Raw genomic sequence first — 16,229 nt, forward strand, 5'->3', positions numbered from 1 at the left:
AGCGCGAGGAGCTCGAGCGCGGCATACGCTTCCGCACCCTGTTTCTGCTGATCATGGGAACGATCCTCGCCATCGCGGCGGTCAACGTGCTGATCGGCACGGTCGGCCTGCTGCAGGAGACCCGTTCCCGGCCGCTGACCGTCGCTGAGCGCGCCCGCTACGCCGAGCAGGACATCGCCCGCCGCTGGCAGGCGTGGCGGGCCGAGGAGGTCTTCCCGGCCGAGGTGGAGTACACCGGCCTGGCCCGGGTGCGGCAGCTCGCCAGGCGCGTGGGCATCGCGCCCGAGGCGCCCTGCTCGGCGGTGATGGACGCGCCGGTCGCCTCGGTGCTGCGCGAGCACGGCTGCCGCACCGTGCTGCGCGCCACCTACGTGGACCAGACCTCGACCTTCGTGATGACCGTGGGGGTGGCCGTGCTGCCTGATGAGGAGACCCGGGTGGACACCGCGGCCGACCTGCCGGTGGACGACCGGGTGGGCGTCCGCCCCGTGGCCTTCCCCGGCACCGTCGCCGACTCCTTCGGCGCCGCGCAACGCCAGCGCACCGGCTGGACCGCCGCCGGCCCGTACATCGTGTTCTCCACGGCGGGGTACGCCGACGGCCGCACCCGTGCCGCCGTCGCCCCGCAGGAGATCCTGCACAGCGAGCTGTGGCCGGCCGCGCAGGGGGTGGCCGGGCAGATCGTCCGTGGCCTGGCCGCGCCGCCCGACATCCCCCGGTGCACCCAGGGGAACGTGTGTTGAGGGCGGCCGGCGTGCTCGGCGCGGCGCTCGCGCTCACCGGGTTGCTCGCCGGGCCTCCCGCGGTGGCGCAGGACGTCCGCGGCCGGCAGCAGTGGGTGCTGGACGCCGTCAAGGCCGAGCAGGCGTGGCGGACCTCCCGCGGCGCGGGCGTGACCGTCGCGGTGGTCGACAGCGTCGTCGACGAGGCGACCCGCGAGCTGAAGGGCAAGGTCACCGTCGCGCCCGACATGCGTTCCACCCTGTTCGACGAGGTCCCGCTCGCGCGTGGCCCGCACGGCACGGCGATGGCCTCGCTGATCGCCGGGTCGGGCAAGGAGGGCGGTCTGATCGGGGTCGCGCCGGAGTCCCGCATCCTGTCGGTCCCGGTGATCGACGAGAGCGAGCCGGAGGACGACTTCGTCGAGCCCGACGACGGCCTCGGCCCGCCCGCCGAGAGCCCGCTGTCCCGTGCCCTGCGGTACGCCACCGACCACGGGGCCCAGGTGATCAGCATGTCCCTCGGCGAGTACGCCACGCAGCGCGCCGACCGGCAGGCCGTGGCGTACGCGCTGGCGCGGGGGGTCGTCCTGGTGGCGGCCGTGGGCAACGACGGCGACTCGGAGTCCGCGCTGCGGCGCGGCACCTCGTTCTGGAGCTTCCCCGCGGGCTACCCCGGGGTGATCGGCGTCGGCGCGGTGGACAAGAACGGCCGGCCCGCGGCGTTCAGCAGCGACAACCTCTCGGTGCTGGTCGGCGCGCCCGGCGTCGGGGTGACGGCCGCGGTCCCGGGCGGCGGTTACCAGGAGGTCGAGGGCAGCAGCGCCTCCACGGCGCTGGTGGCCGGAGTGGCCGCCCTGATAAAAGCCAGATATCCCCATCTTCCGCCCGAATTGGTGTCCCGCGCCATCTCTTCTACGGCCCGTGGGGGTTCGCCCGCCGGATATGACGACAAGCGGGGTTTCGGGGTGGTCGACGCCGCCGCCGCGCTGACCCGCGCGGGTGAACTGGTGGCTTATCAAGGCTCGACGGCGGTGCGCGGCGATCTGCATTTCGGAAACGGCGCGACGGCTCCCGCACCCACGCCGCCCGGCCCGGATCCCCTGCGGCTGTGGGTCTACGGCGCGGGAGTTCTGTTCGGCCTCGTCGCGTTCGGCGCCGCGGTCATCGTGCTCACCCGGCGGGCGGAACGGCAATGATCACGTCCGGGGCGCGATCAGGGCGCTGTTCGGCGGCCGTTCGGTGGCATTTCGGATGCGGTCTGACCGTTCTCGCCCTTTTCCGTACCGGTGACCGGTAAAGGTTCGCTAGGGTTTTCTTCTCGTGGGATACGAGTTGCGGGTACAACGCGAATCGCCGCTCGCCTACGCCGAGCTCAGCGCCGTGACGGCGCCGGTGGACACCGGCCTCGAACTGCGCGGGACGCCGGAGGCGGGGCAGGTGTTCGCCCGGCATGGTGAGTCCGAGCACGCCATCGCCATCTGGCAGGGGCGCCTGTACGGCGAGCCGACCTCCGACTGGCAGGTCGCCCAGCTCGCCCGGCTCGCCGCCATGCTCGGCGGGCGCCTGGCCGGCGAGGACGGCGAGACGTACGTCATCCGGGACGGCATCGTCGAGCAGGTGAGCGGAGAGACGACCTACGAGTTCGGCAAGCTGGAGGAGATCCTCTCCCTCGGCCCCGCACAATGGAGCACATGATCGGTGATCCGACGCCCTTCGCCGAGCGGGTGCTCGACCTGGTCGAGCGCATACCGCACGGCATGGTCATGTCCTACGGGGACATCGCCGAGTATCTCGGGGAGGGCGGGCCGCGGCAGGTGGGCCGGGTGATGGCCATCTGGGGCGGAGGTGTTCCCTGGTGGCGGGTGGTGCGCGCCGACGGCCGCCCGGTGCAGGGCCACGAGAGTCCGTGCCTGGCGCACTGGCGCGAGGAGCGCACCCCGATGCGCGGGGAAAGAGCCGATATGCGGCACGCCCGGTGGCAGGGAGATCATCAGTGATTTCCCAGTAACTGCTATTACCATTCCAGAAACGCCCCTTGCGGTGAGACTGGAAAGGCGGTGCCTCCCCGATGGCCACCGGTGCCCCGCCCGCACCCAGCGGTGACATCGTCGCCGACCGGTTGCGAGCCGCCCAGGACCTCTACGACAGGGGAGATCCGCTCGACGCCGTGATCGCGGCGGTCCACGCCGAGGGCCTCACCCGCGCCGAGCGCCGCAGGCTGCACTACGAGGCGCTCAACGGCCCCCTCGGCCTGCGCCTGGAGACCGCCGCCCGCCGCGACGCCACGCGCCTGCGGCAGGCCATCGACCTGCTGCGCGACTACCTCGACGGGGTGGACGCCTCGGTCAAGCGCCGGCTGCCGGTCGCCCGCCGCCTCGCCTGCCACCTCATCGAGCACCGCGACCCGCGCGAGCTGGCCGAGGGGGACGAGCTCGCCGGGCTGGTCGCCGCCACCGCCGAGCCCTCCAAGCGTGTCCGCCGAGGCCTTGCCTGGTACGCCGACCTGCCCGTCAGCGCGCCGCGATCGCTGTTCCGGCTGCGCAGGTCGGACCTGGTCCCGCTGACCGAGGTCGCCGACGTCTCCTGGCACGAGGGGAGGCTGCGGGTCACCGGGCACGCCTACCTGGTCGGGCTGTCGGTGCGCGGCAGGCGCTTCAACCGCGCCACCGTCGTGCTGCGCGGCCCCCGCTGGGTGCCCCCCATCGCCGCCCGCACCCGGCGCGTCTACCGGCCCGAGGCCACCCACGGCGCCGCCGAGCCCGGCTGCAACTACGACTGGGCCGGCTTCGCCGCCGAGATCCGCCCGTGGTCGCTGCGCTGGCGCGCCGCCATCCGCGCCGTCGTGCACGCCGCCCAGCGGACGCTGCGCGGCCGGCCTCCGGTCCCCGACACCACCACCTGGCGCGCCGACATCGTGATCTGGAGCCGCGGCGCCCGCGCCACCGGCGCCCTGCGCGGCCCGGTCATCGGGCGCACCGAGCGGCCGGCCGGGCTGCGGGTCGGCCCCCGATGGTGGGTGCGCCCGGCCTGGACCTCCGACCGGACGTTCCAGGTCGTGCTCCAGCCCACCCGGGCCGAGCTCACCGGCGTCACCCATGACGGCGACCAGGTGCGGCTCACCGGCTTCCTGCCCGGCACCAACGCCGACAAGGGCCGGGCACGACTGGGCGGGCACCGCATGGCCGCCGAGTTCACCCCGGCCGAGGGCGGCACGCGCTTCACCGTCGGCCTGTCGGTCGCCGCGCTCGTGAAGGAACAGGACGCGCGCAGGCTCTGGGTCGAGCCCAAGGGCGACCCGGCGGCCCCGGTGATGATGGACGACGACACCGAGACGCGCGTCGGCGTCGGCCGCCGTGAGATCACCGTGCTGCGCGACCGCCGCGACCGCGTCGTGGTCGCGGCGCACCGCGTCTGGCCGGTCATCACCTCCGCGGGGTGGGGCGACGACGGCGTGCTCACCCTGTCGGGCACCTACCACGACACCGAGCCCGGGCAGCGTGACCTCGTGCTGCGCCAGCGCGCCGGGTCGATCTACCGCGTGCCGCTGACCCGCTCGGGCGAGCGGTTCACCGTCCGCCTCTCCCCGGACGCCATGCCGAGGTACGCCGGCACGGTGGCGCTGGCCTCGGGCACCTGGAGCCTGTCGGTCGCGGGCGGCAAGGGCACCACGGCGCCGCTGCGGGTCGACCACCGCCTGCTCGACACCCTCGACGAGGGAGTGCACATCATCGGCGGACGCGAGTACCGCCTGGTGGCCACCCGCTTCGACGCGCCCGTCCTGATCGCCGCGGAGCGCCGTCCGGACGACGAGAAGGGCGCGAGCGGGCTGTGGTCGCTGCGCAGGGTCCACTACCCCGGCGAGCGGCGCCGCGAGCTGCGCGAGGCGACCGTGTACATCTCCTTCGACGGGCGGTCCTACTCCGACAACGCCCGCGCCGTCTACGAGGAGCGGCTGCGCCGCGGGGACGACCGCGAGCACATCTGGGTGGTCAAGGACGGCTCGTTCGTCCCGCCCGACTCGGCGGCGCTCGGCCTCGGCCCGGGCATCACGCCGACCATCGTGCGCGAGGGCAGCCGCGAGCACTACACCGCGCTGGCCCGCTCGCGGCACATCATCACCAACACCCTGCTCCCGCAGTGGTTCCACGCCCGTGAGGACCAGATCTGCGTGCAGACCTGGCACGGCAGCCCGGTCAAGCGGGTCGGCGGCGACCAGCGTCACATGGCCCGCGAGCCCAGGCCGCCCGCCTGGTACCGCCAGGCCGCCGAGGTGGCCAACTGGGACCTGCTGGTCACCCAGAGCCCGTGGGCGTCGGAGGTGCTGCGCCGGGCCTTCGGGTACGGCGGGGAGACCCTGGAGTCGGGGCTGCCGCGCAACGACGTGCTGTCCTCGCCCGACCGCGCCGAGCTCGCCGCCGCCGTGCGGCGCGGCCTCGGCATCCCGGCCGGCAGGCGGGTGGTGCTCTACGCGCCGACCTGGCGCGACCACGACCGCAGGAACTCCTCGGTGCGGCTCGACCTCGCCGAGGCCAGGCGGGTGCTCGGCCGCGACCACGTGCTGCTGGTGCGCGGCCACATGATGCAGGCGCCGCCGGTCGCCGCCGGCCTGCTGGTCCCCGGCCCCACCTCGCTGGTGCGGCCGGGGCCGATGACCCGTGAGTACCCCTTCGCCATCGACGTGACCGCCTATCCCGACATGGCCGACCTGCTGCTGATCGCCGACGTGCTGATCACCGACTACTCCTCGTCCATGTTCGACTTCGCCGCCACCCGCCGTCCGATGATCTTCTTCGGCTACGACCTGGAGCGTTACCGCAACTCCCGCGGCCTCTACTTCGACCTGCGCACCCAGGCCCCCGGCCCGCTGCTCACCGATGGCGCCGACGTCATCGAGGCGGTCCGCCTGATCGACGCCCTCTCCGGCGACTACACCGGCCGCTACGACGACTTCGTCCGCACCTACGCTCCCCGCGACGACGGCAAGGCCACCCCCCGCCTCGTCGACCACGTCTTCACCGGGGCCATCGACGCCCGCCGCTGAGTTCCCGCCTCCGCGGGCATCACGGGGTCCGTGCGCGCCGGTTCACCCGGCCTCCGGAGCCGAAGCGTGCTCCAGCCGCCGGACGGTGGTTCGCCGGGCTTTGAGGTGCTGTGCGGAGCCCGGTCTGGTCCCCTACATGCACTTACGTCACGAACGGCGGACTTGACCGCATACGCAACACGCCCGTTACGCCCAAGGGTTGACCTTGACGGACCGTCCGTGGATAACTGACGCGGGGGGTCATGTAACCCGTACCTTGGAGCGGTCGATGAGCGGCGTGCCTGCGCCAGCACTTATAGGTCGCGCCTCTGAGCTGCGGGCCTTATCGGAGGCGATCGTACGTCCGCCCGCGGTGGTGCTGGTGGAGGGCGAGGCCGGCATCGGCAAGACGCGCCTGGTCCGCGCCGCGCTCGGCCGCCTGCCGTCCGGTGACCGGGCCGTCCTGCTCGGCTACTGCCACCAGATCCGCGAGCCGTTCCCGTATGGGCCGGTGATCGAGGCGCTGCGCGACATCGCCGGGCGGCTGCCCGCGCCCGAGGCGCTCAACCCGGTCACCGGGGCCCTGCGCGACTACCTGCCCGAGCTGTCGGCCGCGCTGCCGCCGTCCCCGCCTCCGCTGGACGACCCGCGGGCCGAGCGGCACCGCGTGTTCCGCGCCATCCGCGCCCTGCTGGCCGCCGTCGCCCCGGCCGTCCTGGTCATCGAGGACCTGCACTGGGCCGACGACGGCACGCGTGACCTGCTGCGCTTCCTGGCCGACCAGCTGCCCACCGGCCTGGCGCTGGTGGCGACCTACCGGCGGGAGGACCAGGGCGCGGCCCGCTTCCCGCTCGGCCGCGCCTACCGGCACCACCCCGACACCACCAGCGTCGTCGTGTCGCTCGCCCCGCTGGACGTCTCCGGCGTCGCCAGCCTGGCCGGCGCGCTGCTCGACCGGCCGGACCTGTCGCCCGCGTTCGCCGAGCGGCTGCACGAGCGGACGGCGGGCATCCCGTTCGTCGTCGAGGAGGTCGTCCGGTCCCTGCCTGGCTCGCTGGAGCCCGACGCGCTCGACCGTGTCGGGGTGCCGCTGCTGCTGCGCGAGGCCATGGCCGAGCGGATGGCCGGGCTGACGTCGGCGGCCGTCGGCGCGGTCCACGCGGCGGCGCTGCTCCGGCTGCCCGCCGGTGAGCAGCTCATCACCGCGGTCGGCGGCACCGCCGCCGGGCTGGGCGAGGCGCTGCGGGCGGGCGTCCTGCACGAGCACGCCGACGGACGGTACGGCTTCCGCCACGCGCTCGCCCAGCAGGCGGTGTACGACGCGATCCCCGGCCCCGACCGCCGCTCCGGGCACGAACGCGCGATGGCCGCCCTGCTGGCGATGGACTCCCCGCCCCTGGTGCAACTCGCCTTCCACGCGCGGCAGGCCGGCGACACCGAGGCGTGGCTGCGGCACGGCGCCGCCGCCGCCCAGCAGGCCGCGGCGCTCGGCGACACCGCGATGGCCGTCGAGGTCATCGAGGGCATGCTCGACGACCCCGGGCTGCCCGCCGCCGAGCGCGGCCCGCTCGCGCTGATGCTCGGCCGGTTCGCGGCGACCGGGCTGTCCCACCAGCGCGTGGTGCGCCTGCTGCGCCACGTGCTGCGCGACGGCTTCCTGTCCAGCGACGAGCGCGCCGAGGCCCGGCTCAGCCTCGGCGTCGTGCTGTCCAACCAGGCCGGGGACACCGCCGCCGGCCGGCCGGAGATCATGGCCGCCTGCGCCGAGCTGAGCCACCGGCCCACGCTCGCCGCGCGCGGCTGGGCGAGCCTGGCCATGCCCGAGTGGGGTGTCGAGCCGCTGGCCAGGCACCTTGAGTGGATGGAACGCGCCGAGGCGCTGGTCGCCACCGCCGACAACCCCGAGCTGACCGCCGCCGTCCTGGTCAACCGGGCGTCGCTGGAGATGGCCATCGGCTCTCCCGGCGCGTTCGCGGTCGCGGCGACGCTGCCGTCCGGCGACCCGTCGACGGCGGTACGCCGCGAGGTCGCCCGGGCGTACTCCAACCTGCACGACCTGGCGACCAGCCTCGGCCACTACGACGCCGCCGAGCGGTTCGCCCGGGAGGGGCGCAGGCTCGCGGCGGAGACCGGCGCGCAGTACCCCGCCTACCTGCTCGACGTCTCGACCATCCGCCGGGAGTGGCTGACCGGCCGGTGGGAGGGGCTGCGCGATCGGGCGGCGGCCCTCGGCGAGCTGGCCACCGAGACGCCGCTGATCGTCGTGGACGTGTGGCTGGTGCTCGGCTGGCTCGCCCTGGCGACGGGCGAGTGGGAGGAGGCCACCAAGCACTTCCTCGCCGCGGGTCTGGACGCGCCCGAGTCCCGGTACATCCCGATCGCGCTGGCCGCCGCCGGCGGCATGATCGAGCTGCACCTGGCGCGCGGCGAGCAGGCCCTCGCGCTGGCCGAGGCGGAACGGGCCGCCGGCCTGCTGCGCCGCAAGGGCGTGTGGGTGTGGGGCGCCTACCTGATGCCCTCCGCGGTCACCGCGTTCGCGTGGAGCGGCCGGATCGGCGCGGCGGCCGACCTGGTCGCCGAGTACGCCGACGGCATCGCCGGCCGGGTGGCGCCGACCGCCCACGCGGCGCTGGACGCCGCCCGCGGCGCGCTCGCCGCCGCCGAGCGCCGGCACGCCGAGGCGGCCGCGCACTACGGGCGGGCCCGGGACGCCTACGCCGTCATGCCGCAGCCCTACGCGGCGGCCCGCGCGGGCGAGGGAGAGGCGCGGGCCCGGCTCGCCCTGGGCGACGCGGGCGCCGCCGAGGTCTTCGCCCGGCTGGCTGAGCGGTTCGCCGAGCTCGGCGCCACGCACGACGCCGCCCGGTGCCGGCGCGTCCTGCGTGACATCGGCGTGGGCGTGCAGCTTCCCCGCCAGCGCAGGAACGGCACGAGCGCCCTGTCGCAGCGCGAACGCGAGGTCGCCCGGCTGGTCGCGCTGGGCCGCACCAACCGGGAGATCGCCGACGTGCTGTTCCTGTCCCGGCGGACCGTCGAGAGCCACGTGGCGACCGTGCTGCGCAAGCTCGGCGTCCGTTCCCGGACCGAGGTCACCCCGCCCGTCTGACGCCGCTTCCCGACGGGACCCCTGCCCTCGCTCCCGGGCGGAGGCAGCCCTCTGTACGGGCCGCTCCTTGCGAGGTTCCGCCGTCCTCCCCGGCCGTTGGCGTCGTTGGCCTGGTCGCGGACCGGCATGGGGAAGCCCCCGGGACCAGGTGCGATCCCGGGGGCCGTCGGAGTGGCCGCCTAGACGGTGATGCTCCAGGAGTCGAGGTAGCCGGTGTCGAGCAGGTAGTTGTCCCTGACCTCCAGTACCCACTGGCCCGCGGCCGCCTGGCTCACCGCGACCGAGTAGGTGCGGGTGCCGAAGGAGGCGCAGCTCCCGCTGCCCGCGGTCTTCAGGGAGTACCAGGTGCCGTTCGGGCCCTGCAGCCGGATTCCCAGGTCGTACGCGCAGGGGTGGGAGATGGTCACGCTGACCGTGACCGGCGAGACGGCGTTCCCGCTGGCGGTCGAGGTGATCGGGCTGGTGACGATGGACCCGTCGTTGATGGTGACGTCGGTGCCGTTGGTGAAGGTGCGCTGGCCGCCGGTGCCGGTGACCGTCAGCGAGTAGGTCACCGTGTGCGTGGCGCCGCTGCCGGTGCCGGTGATCGTCACGCTGTAGGTGCCGGCCGGGGTCGAGGAGGTGGTGGAGACGGTCAGGGTGGAGGAGCCACCCGAGGTGACCGACGCCGGGCTGAAGCTCGCGGTCGCCCCCGACGGCAGGCCGGACGCGCTGAAGGTGACGGTCTGCGCGCTGCCCGCGATGGTCGCGGTGCTCAGCGTGGTGGTGGCCGCCGAGCCCGGGGCCACCGAGCCGGAGGTCGGGCTGAGCGCCATCGAGAAGTCGTTGCTGGAGGAGGGGCTACAGGTCGGCTCGCCGGACTGCGCCGGGACCGAGATCGCGTTCCACGCCGCCTTGGTGGTCGCGCACTCGGGGCTGGTCGCGCCGTACAGCTCGACCGCCGCCTGCAGCGAGGCCAGCCGGATGTTGGCGTACCGCCAGGACGAGGTCTTGCGCTGCAGCGCGCCCATGTAGATCTTGCCGGCCTTCTGGATGCCGATGCCGGTCACCGACGAGGGGCCGCCGGAGCAGATCGGGCTGTTGGGCTTGCCGCCGCCCGGTGCGCTGCCCTCGGCCAGCAGGTAGAACCAGTGGTTCAGCGGGCCGGCCGCGGCGTGGACCTCGGTGCTCGAGATGGAGGAGGACCAGCAGTTGGGGTCACCGGCGAGCGACGGCTGGTACATGTACCGGATCGGCCCGTCGCCGACCAGGTCGACCTCCTCGCCGACCTGGTAGTCCGGCGGGTCGTTGGGGTTGTTGGCGTACGCCTCGGTGAGCGCGCCGAAGATGTCGCCGGTGCTCTCGTTGATGCCGCCGTTCTCGTTGCCGGAGCCGGCGCCGCCGGGCGTGGTCTGGAAGATCGCGTGACCGAACTCGTGCGCCACGACGTCGATCGGGGTGGCCTGGCGGGCGTTGTCCTGCGAGTGGCCGAAGTTGGTGTAGCTGCCGTTCCAGTAGGCGTTGACGTCGTTCAGGCCCACCCGGACCGGATAGCCGCCGCCGCTGCCGTTGACACCGTTGCGCCCGAGCCAGGCGCTCAGCATGTCCCATTCCTTCTGCGCGCCGTAGAGGGCGTCCACGCAGGCGGTCTCCAGGTTGGTACCCGAGCCGGTGCCCCAGGCGTCGTCGGTTCCGGTGTACGCCGAGCCGTTCTGCCCGCCACAGCGCAGGCCGCTGCGGGTGGAGTCGGTCATCGAGTACGAGCTGCCCGAGCCGCTGGTGTTGATGGTGACGGCGCCGTAGTAGTAGCCGGTGCCGGTGCCCGCGCGCACCTCGTCGTAGGCGTCGGCGATCTTGCCGGTCGCCGCGTCGACGAAGACGTGCTGCTTGCTGGGCTTGCCCGCGGCGATGCCGGAGACCAGCGCCTCCCAGGTCAGCCGGGGCTGCTGGCCCCAGGCCAGCACCACCAGGCGCGGGGCGGCGGAGTCGTCCACCCGGTCCAGCACGGTCTTGGCCGTCGCGGTGGCGGTGTCGGCGGTGACCGACGGAGTCGTCTTCAGCCCGAACGGCAGGGCGGCGGAGGCGGCGGCCGTGTCGCGCACCTTGCCGTTGCCGTCGGCGATCACGACGGCGTCGCCGCCGACGACCGGAAGGCCCTTGTAGCTGCGCTCGTAGCTGACGGAGTACAGGCCTCCGGCGCCGGGGGTCACGGCCGTCCGCTTGTACACCTCGTTGACGCTCACCCGCAGGTCGTCCAGGCCGCTGGCGATGGCCTGGTCGGCGGCGCCGGCGGCGCGCTGCGCGGGGTCGGAGAGGGCCGCGGCGCGTTCGGAGGCGGTGACGGAACCGACCAGTTCCTTGCCGCCGGGCGGAGGCTTGGCGCCCGCGGGGGTGGAGGGCGCCATCATGGCGACGACGGCCAGTCCGGCCGTTGCGGCCAGTAGAGCTCTGCGCCTCATGCGCGATGTTCCTTTCTCTGCCTCCCACCAGCCCGCGCCCGCAGGTTAGCGGGGTACGCGGGACGCACGCGGCAGGGAGGCACCCGGCGGCGTGGCGGCGGTGGGATCGGGGGGTGATGAGAGAAATGGGGGGTGATGGGAGCGGGCCCGGCGGATGAGGTGATGCGAGCGGGGGGTGTGCCGCCTCATCCGCCGGAGACTTCTCCCACGGCGGTAGGGGCGGCTAGGGCGGGAGTGCGGGGGATGTCACGTCGCGGCGCTCCTGTTCTCGCGTTCCCGGGCAGGGTGCGAACCTGCTTGGCCGAGACGCTAGGTGCGCGTGGCGGAGTTGAACATCCGTAAGGACATCCGTAGATGTACGGAAAAATCGGCTTATCTAGGGATGGCTGATGTCGAAACCGCAGGTGAACGCCCCCGCCCGGCATACCGAGACGGGGGCGCCCGAGAGTGGCCGGTTCAGCGGGGACCGGTCATCCGCGGCCGTGCGGAGCGTCCCAGTCGAGCAGCGGCCCTGCCGGCACGATGCGCGACGGGTTCAACTGCGGGTGTGTCGTGTAGTAGTGCCGCTTGATGTGGTCGAAGTCGGTCGTCCCGCCGAACGCCGGGTGCTGGTAGAGGTCTCTGGCGTACGCCCACAGGTTGGGATGGTCGGCCAGCCGTCGCAGGTTGGCCTTGAAGTGCGTGACGTACACCGCGTCGAAGCGCACCAGCGTCACCCACAGCCGTACGTCCGCTTCGGTCGGCCGGTCCCCGAACAGGTAGCGGCCGGCGCCGAGGCGCTCCTCCAGCTCGTCCAGCATCGCGAACAGCGCGCGCACCGCCTCGTCGTAGGCCTGCTGGCCGGTGGCGAAGCCGCAGCGGTACACCCCGTTGTTGACCGCGGCGTACACCCGGTCGTTCAGCGCGTCGATCTCGGGCCGCAGGCCGGCCGGGTAGAGATCGATGTCATCGCGCGCCCACTGTCCGAACTGCGTCCCGAGGTCGATGGAGATGTCGGGGAAGTTGTTGCTCACGATGCCGCCGGTGCGACGGTCCCACAGCACCGGCACCGACACGTGGCCGTCGTACCCGGGTTCACTCGCCTCGTAGGCCTCGCGCAGCAGCGTGAAGCCGTTCACCGGGTCGGCGGTGTGCCCCGGGCCCTCACGGAACGCCCAGCCGCGCCCGTCGCGCACCGGGTCCAGCACGGACATCGACACGACGTCCTCCAGTCCCTTCAGGGCCCGGACGATGACCGAACGGTGCGCCCACGGGCAGGCCAGCGAGACGTACAGGTGGTAGCGGCCCGGCTCGGCCGGGTAGCCGCTGCTCCCGTCCGCGGTGATCCGGCCGCGGAAGCCGTACGGCGGACGGGTGAACGCGCCCTTGGTGTCATTGGAGTTCTTGATGCCGTAGTCCCCGTGGACGGCGAAGTCCACCGGGCTCGCGACGGCGGCGGTACCGGTCAACGTTGTGATCCCTCCCGGCCGGAAATCCCTTGTCCCGCCAGGACTACCCCATCCTCACGCCACCTGTGGCTCCGGCTCCGGCGTGGTGTTCCGCCGCCGGGCAAGTGCAGCGCTAACGTGATTTGTCGCCCGCGATCCGCACGTCCCGGGGCACCGTACCGGTCGAGTCGGCACGATCTATCCCTGTGGTCTGGTGGAATAGCGTGCTGTGAGTGGTCAGGCCTACCGTCTGGTGCGACGGGGAAGCGCGGGGCAGGCGATGCCCCCTGTTCTGGACGAGCACCAGCGGGCGGTCGTCCGCCACGAGGGCGGCCCGCTGCTCGTGCTCGCGGGCCCCGGCACCGGCAAGACCACCACGATCGTCGAGAGCGTCGTCGACCGCGTCGAGCGCCGCGGCACCGACCCCGAGCGGGTGCTCGTGCTGACCTTCAGCCGCAAGGCGGCCGAAGAGCTGCGCGAGCGTATCACCGCCCGCATGCGCCGCACCACGCGCACTCCGCTCGCGCTCACCTTCCACAGCTACGCCTACGCCCTGCTGCGCCGCGAGGCCGTGCTGGCCGGCGAACCACCGCCGCGCCTGCTGACCGGCCCCGAGCAGCTCCTGGAGATCCGGCGGCTGCTGCACGGCGAGCTGGAGGACGGCGCCGCGCACTGGCCGTCCGGCATGCGAGAGGCGCTGAAGACCCGCGGGTTCGCCGAGGAGCTGCGCGACTTCCTGGCCCGGGCCGCCGAGCGCGGCCTGGACGGAGACGACCTGGTCGTCCTCGGCCGCGAGCAAGGCCGGGCCGACTGGGTGGCCGCGGGCCGGTTCGCCCACCGGTACGCCGACCGCTTCGACCTCGACCCGACCCCCTCGCTGGACTACGCCGAGCTGATCCGCGCCGCCGCCGGCCTGCTCGACGACGCCGGGGTGCGCGAGCGCGAGCGCGCCGCCTACGACGTCGTCTTCGTGGACGAGTACCAGGACACCGACCCGGCGCAGGAGGTCCTGCTGCGCCGGCTCGCAGGCGACGGCCGCGACCTGATCGCCGTCGGCGACCCCGACCAGTCGATCTACGGGTTCCGCGGCGCCGACGTGCGCGGCATCCTGGCGTTCCCGCACCGCTTCCCCACGGCGGACGGCCGCGAGGCGCCGGTGATCGCGCTGCGGGTGTGCCGCAGGAGCGGCGGCGAGCTGCTGGCGGCCTCCCGCCGGGTCGCCGCCCGCCTGCCCGCCGCGCCCGCGGTCCCCGGTGCCGCAGGGACGCCCACGGCCGGCCGGGCCCGCGGCGGCCACCGCGACCTGATCGCCACCGAGGACGCGGACCCGGGCCAGGTGCGAGTGCTGCTCGCCGACAGCGAGAGCCAGGAGGCCGCGGTGGTGGCCGACACGCTGCGCCGCGCGCACCTGCTCGACGGGGTGCCCTGGGGACGCATGGCCGTCCTGGTGCGGTCGGCGAGCCGCCAGGTGCCGATGCTGCGCCGCGCCCTGCTCACCGCCGGGGTGCCCGTCGTGGTCGCCGGCGACGAGGTGCCCCTGGTGCGGGAGCCGGGGGTGCGGCCGCTGATCGACGTGCTGCGCGTCGCGCTCCGGCCGCGGACCCTGGACGTCGCCACGGTGGAGGACCTGCTGACCGGGCCGGTCGGCGGCACCGACCCGATCGGGGTGCGGCGGCTGCGCCGCGCGCTGCGCGCCGCCGAGCTCGCCGCGACGGCCGAGAGCGAAGGGATGCCGTCCGCGCCCGCCCGCTCGTCCGACGAGCTGCTGCTGGCCGCGGTGCGCGACGCCCGCGAGCTGGTCCCGGTCGAGGAGCACGTGGCCGCGCCCGCCGCGCGGGTCGCCCGGCTGATCGGCGTCGCCCGCGAGGCCGCCGAGCGGGGCGACACCGCCGAGGAGGCCCTGTGGGCGGTCTGGCAGGCGTCCGGCCTCGCCGACGCCTGGACCGAGACGAGCCTGGCCGGCGGCGCGCGCGGCGCCCAGGCCGACCGTGACCTCGACGCCGTGGTGGCGCTGTTCGACCACGCCGCGCGCTTCGTCGACCGCCTGCCGCACGCCGGCCCGCAGGTCTTCCTGGACGACCTGTCCTCCCAGGAGATCGCGGGCAGCACCCTGGCCGAGCACGCGCCGCACGGCGACGCGGTGCGCATCCTCACCGCCCACCGCTCCAAGGGCCTCGAATGGGACGTCGTGGTGGTCGCGGGCGTGCAGGAAGGCGTCTGGCCCGACCTGCGGCTGCGCGGGTCGCTGCTCGGCGTGCAGGAGATGGTCGAGCTGGCCGAGGGCTCGGCGCTCGACGGCGCGGACGCCGCAGGAGCCGCCCTGGCCGGCAAGCTGCTCGCCGAGGAGCGGCGGCTGTTCTACGTGGCGGCCACCCGCGCCCGCCGCCGGCTGGTCGTCACCGCGGTCGGCGGCGAGGACACCGACGAGCGTCCCTCGCGGTTCCTGGCCGAGTTGGCGCCCGGCGCGGTCGAGGAGGCCGCCGTCGACGACCGTGCCCGCTGGCTGAGCATGTCCGCGCTGGTCGCCGACCTGCGGGCCGCCGTGTGCGACACGGCGCGGCCCGAGCCGATGCGCCAGGCTGCCGCGGCGCACCTGGCCCGGCTGGCCCGGGCCGGCGTCTCCGGGGCCCACCCCGACGAGTGGTACGCGCTCACGCCGCTGTCCGACGACCGCCCGCTGAGCTGGCCTTCCGGCATCGTCCGGGTCTCCCCGTCCGCGGTGGAGAGCTTCACCAAGTGCGGGCTGCGCTGGCTGCTGGAGACCGCCGTGGGCGCCTCGGGCACCGACATGTCCCGCAGCCTCGGCAGCGTCATCCACGCCATCGCCGTCCTGGCCGCCGCCGGGCAGGAGGGGGACACCCTCGGCAAACGGCTCGACGAGATCTGGGACGGCCTCGACTTCGGCGGCGTATGGTTCAACCGCAAGCAACGCCGGGTCGCCGAGCAGATGGTCGCCCGCTTCCTCGCCTGGCACGAGGGCAACCCGCGCGAGCTGATCGCCGTCGAGGAGGCCTTCACCGCCAAGCTGTCGGACGGGGTGGAGATCCGCGGCCGGGTCGACCGGGTGGAGCGGGACGACCAGGGGCGTGCCGTGATCATCGACATCAAGACCGGCGGGACCAAGCCGTCCGACCCGGAGATCGACCGCCACCCCCAGCTCGGCGTCTACCAGCTCGCCACCCTGCTCGGCGCGTTCGAGCGCCACGACGTGCGCGACCCCGGCGGCGCCGCGCTCGTCCAGGTCGGCAAGGCCGCGGGCAAGGACGCCAAGAAGGCCAAGGAGCAGGCCCAGGGCGCCCTCGGCGACGACCCCGACCCCGAGTGGGCGCGCAGCCTGGTCACCACGGTCGCGACCGGCATGGCCTCGGGCGTGTTCACCGCCCAGGTCAACGACGGCTGCCGCACCTGCGCCGCCAAGGCGAGCTGCCCGGTCAACGACGGCGGAGGCCAGGTGTGCTGACCGCTTCCGCCATGCCGTGCAGGCTCTCCCCGCCGGCTCGTGTGTCGATCCGGCTC

The 16,229-nt window shown here is 74.1% G+C and carries 9 protein-coding genes; 7 read left to right on the forward strand and 2 right to left on the reverse strand.

Annotated features, from left to right (window positions below; genetic code table 11):
- The first annotated feature begins 53 nt into the window (after nucleotides 1–53).
- The 6 genes from IEY93_RS28920 to IEY93_RS28945 all read left to right on the forward strand — a co-directional run bounded on the left by IEY93_RS28920 (nucleotide 54) and on the right by IEY93_RS28945 (nucleotide 8,848).
- The gene (locus tag IEY93_RS28920) at nucleotides 54–743 is read left to right on the forward strand and encodes a hypothetical protein (protein ID WP_189166302.1); all 690 of its coding nucleotides are present in this window, start codon (nucleotides 54–56) and stop codon (nucleotides 741–743) included.
- Complete coding sequence (locus IEY93_RS28925; RefSeq protein WP_189166303.1) at nucleotides 737–1,918, forward strand: S8 family serine peptidase; 1,182 nt, start codon at nucleotides 737–739, stop codon at nucleotides 1,916–1,918. The genes IEY93_RS28920 and IEY93_RS28925 overlap by 7 nt, the downstream gene beginning before the upstream one ends.
- Nucleotides 1,919–2,042: 124 nt before the next feature.
- Nucleotides 2,043–2,417: a hypothetical protein gene (locus IEY93_RS28930; RefSeq protein WP_189166304.1), complete on the forward strand. Its 375-nt coding sequence runs from the start codon at nucleotides 2,043–2,045 to the stop codon at nucleotides 2,415–2,417.
- Nucleotides 2,405–2,719 carry an MGMT family protein gene (locus tag IEY93_RS28935; protein WP_189166305.1) on the forward strand — a complete coding sequence of 105 codons (315 nt, stop codon included), beginning with the start codon at nucleotides 2,405–2,407 and terminating at the stop codon, nucleotides 2,717–2,719. The genes IEY93_RS28930 and IEY93_RS28935 overlap by 13 nt, the downstream gene beginning before the upstream one ends.
- A 71-nt stretch (nucleotides 2,720–2,790) precedes the next feature.
- Complete coding sequence (locus tag IEY93_RS28940; protein WP_189166306.1) at nucleotides 2,791–5,763, forward strand: CDP-glycerol glycerophosphotransferase family protein; 2,973 nt, start codon at nucleotides 2,791–2,793, stop codon at nucleotides 5,761–5,763.
- A gap of 268 nt (nucleotides 5,764–6,031) precedes the next feature.
- Entirely contained in the window at nucleotides 6,032–8,848 is a 2,817-nt protein-coding gene (locus IEY93_RS28945) for an ATP-binding protein (protein ID WP_189166307.1), read from the forward strand.
- 179 nt (nucleotides 8,849–9,027) lie between these two features.
- Here the strand turns inward: IEY93_RS28945 and IEY93_RS28950 are convergent, their stop codons facing one another.
- Nucleotides 9,028–11,286, reverse strand: coding sequence for a M4 family metallopeptidase (locus IEY93_RS28950; RefSeq protein WP_189166308.1), 2,259 nt, complete (start codon nucleotides 11,284–11,286; stop codon nucleotides 9,028–9,030).
- 470 nt (nucleotides 11,287–11,756) lie between these two features.
- The gene (locus tag IEY93_RS28955; RefSeq protein WP_189166309.1) at nucleotides 11,757–12,734 is read right to left on the reverse strand and encodes a glutathione S-transferase family protein; all 978 of its coding nucleotides are present in this window, start codon (nucleotides 12,732–12,734) and stop codon (nucleotides 11,757–11,759) included.
- A 259-nt stretch (nucleotides 12,735–12,993) separates the two neighbouring features.
- Between IEY93_RS28955 and IEY93_RS28960 the strand changes: the two genes are divergently transcribed.
- A complete protein-coding gene (locus tag IEY93_RS28960) occupies nucleotides 12,994–16,173 on the forward strand; it encodes an ATP-dependent helicase (RefSeq protein WP_189166310.1) in 3,180 nt (1,059 codons plus the stop codon).
- Nucleotides 16,174–16,229 lie beyond the last annotated feature (56 nt).

This window comes from Sphaerisporangium melleum (genome assembly GCF_014646695.1).
GTDB classification, from domain to species: domain Bacteria; phylum Actinomycetota; class Actinomycetes; order Streptosporangiales; family Streptosporangiaceae; genus Sphaerisporangium; species Sphaerisporangium melleum.

What these genes read in the sequence shown, in the direction of transcription:
- IEY93_RS28920 (WP_189166302.1), top strand. Translation starts at nt 54, where the DNA reads ATGGGAACGATCCTCGCCATCGCGGCGGTCAACGTGCTGATCGGCACG.
- IEY93_RS28960 (WP_189166310.1), top strand. Translation starts at nt 12,994, where the DNA reads ATGCCCCCTGTTCTGGACGAGCACCAGCGGGCGGTCGTCCGCCACGAG.
- IEY93_RS28940 (WP_189166306.1), top strand. Translation starts at nt 2,791, where the DNA reads ATGGCCACCGGTGCCCCGCCCGCACCCAGCGGTGACATCGTCGCCGAC.
- IEY93_RS28950 (WP_189166308.1), bottom strand. Translation starts at nt 11,286, where the DNA reads ATGAGGCGCAGAGCTCTACTGGCCGCAACGGCCGGACTGGCCGTCGTC.
- IEY93_RS28935 (WP_189166305.1), top strand. Translation starts at nt 2,405, where the DNA reads ATGGAGCACATGATCGGTGATCCGACGCCCTTCGCCGAGCGGGTGCTC.
- IEY93_RS28945 (WP_189166307.1), top strand. Translation starts at nt 6,032, where the DNA reads ATGAGCGGCGTGCCTGCGCCAGCACTTATAGGTCGCGCCTCTGAGCTG.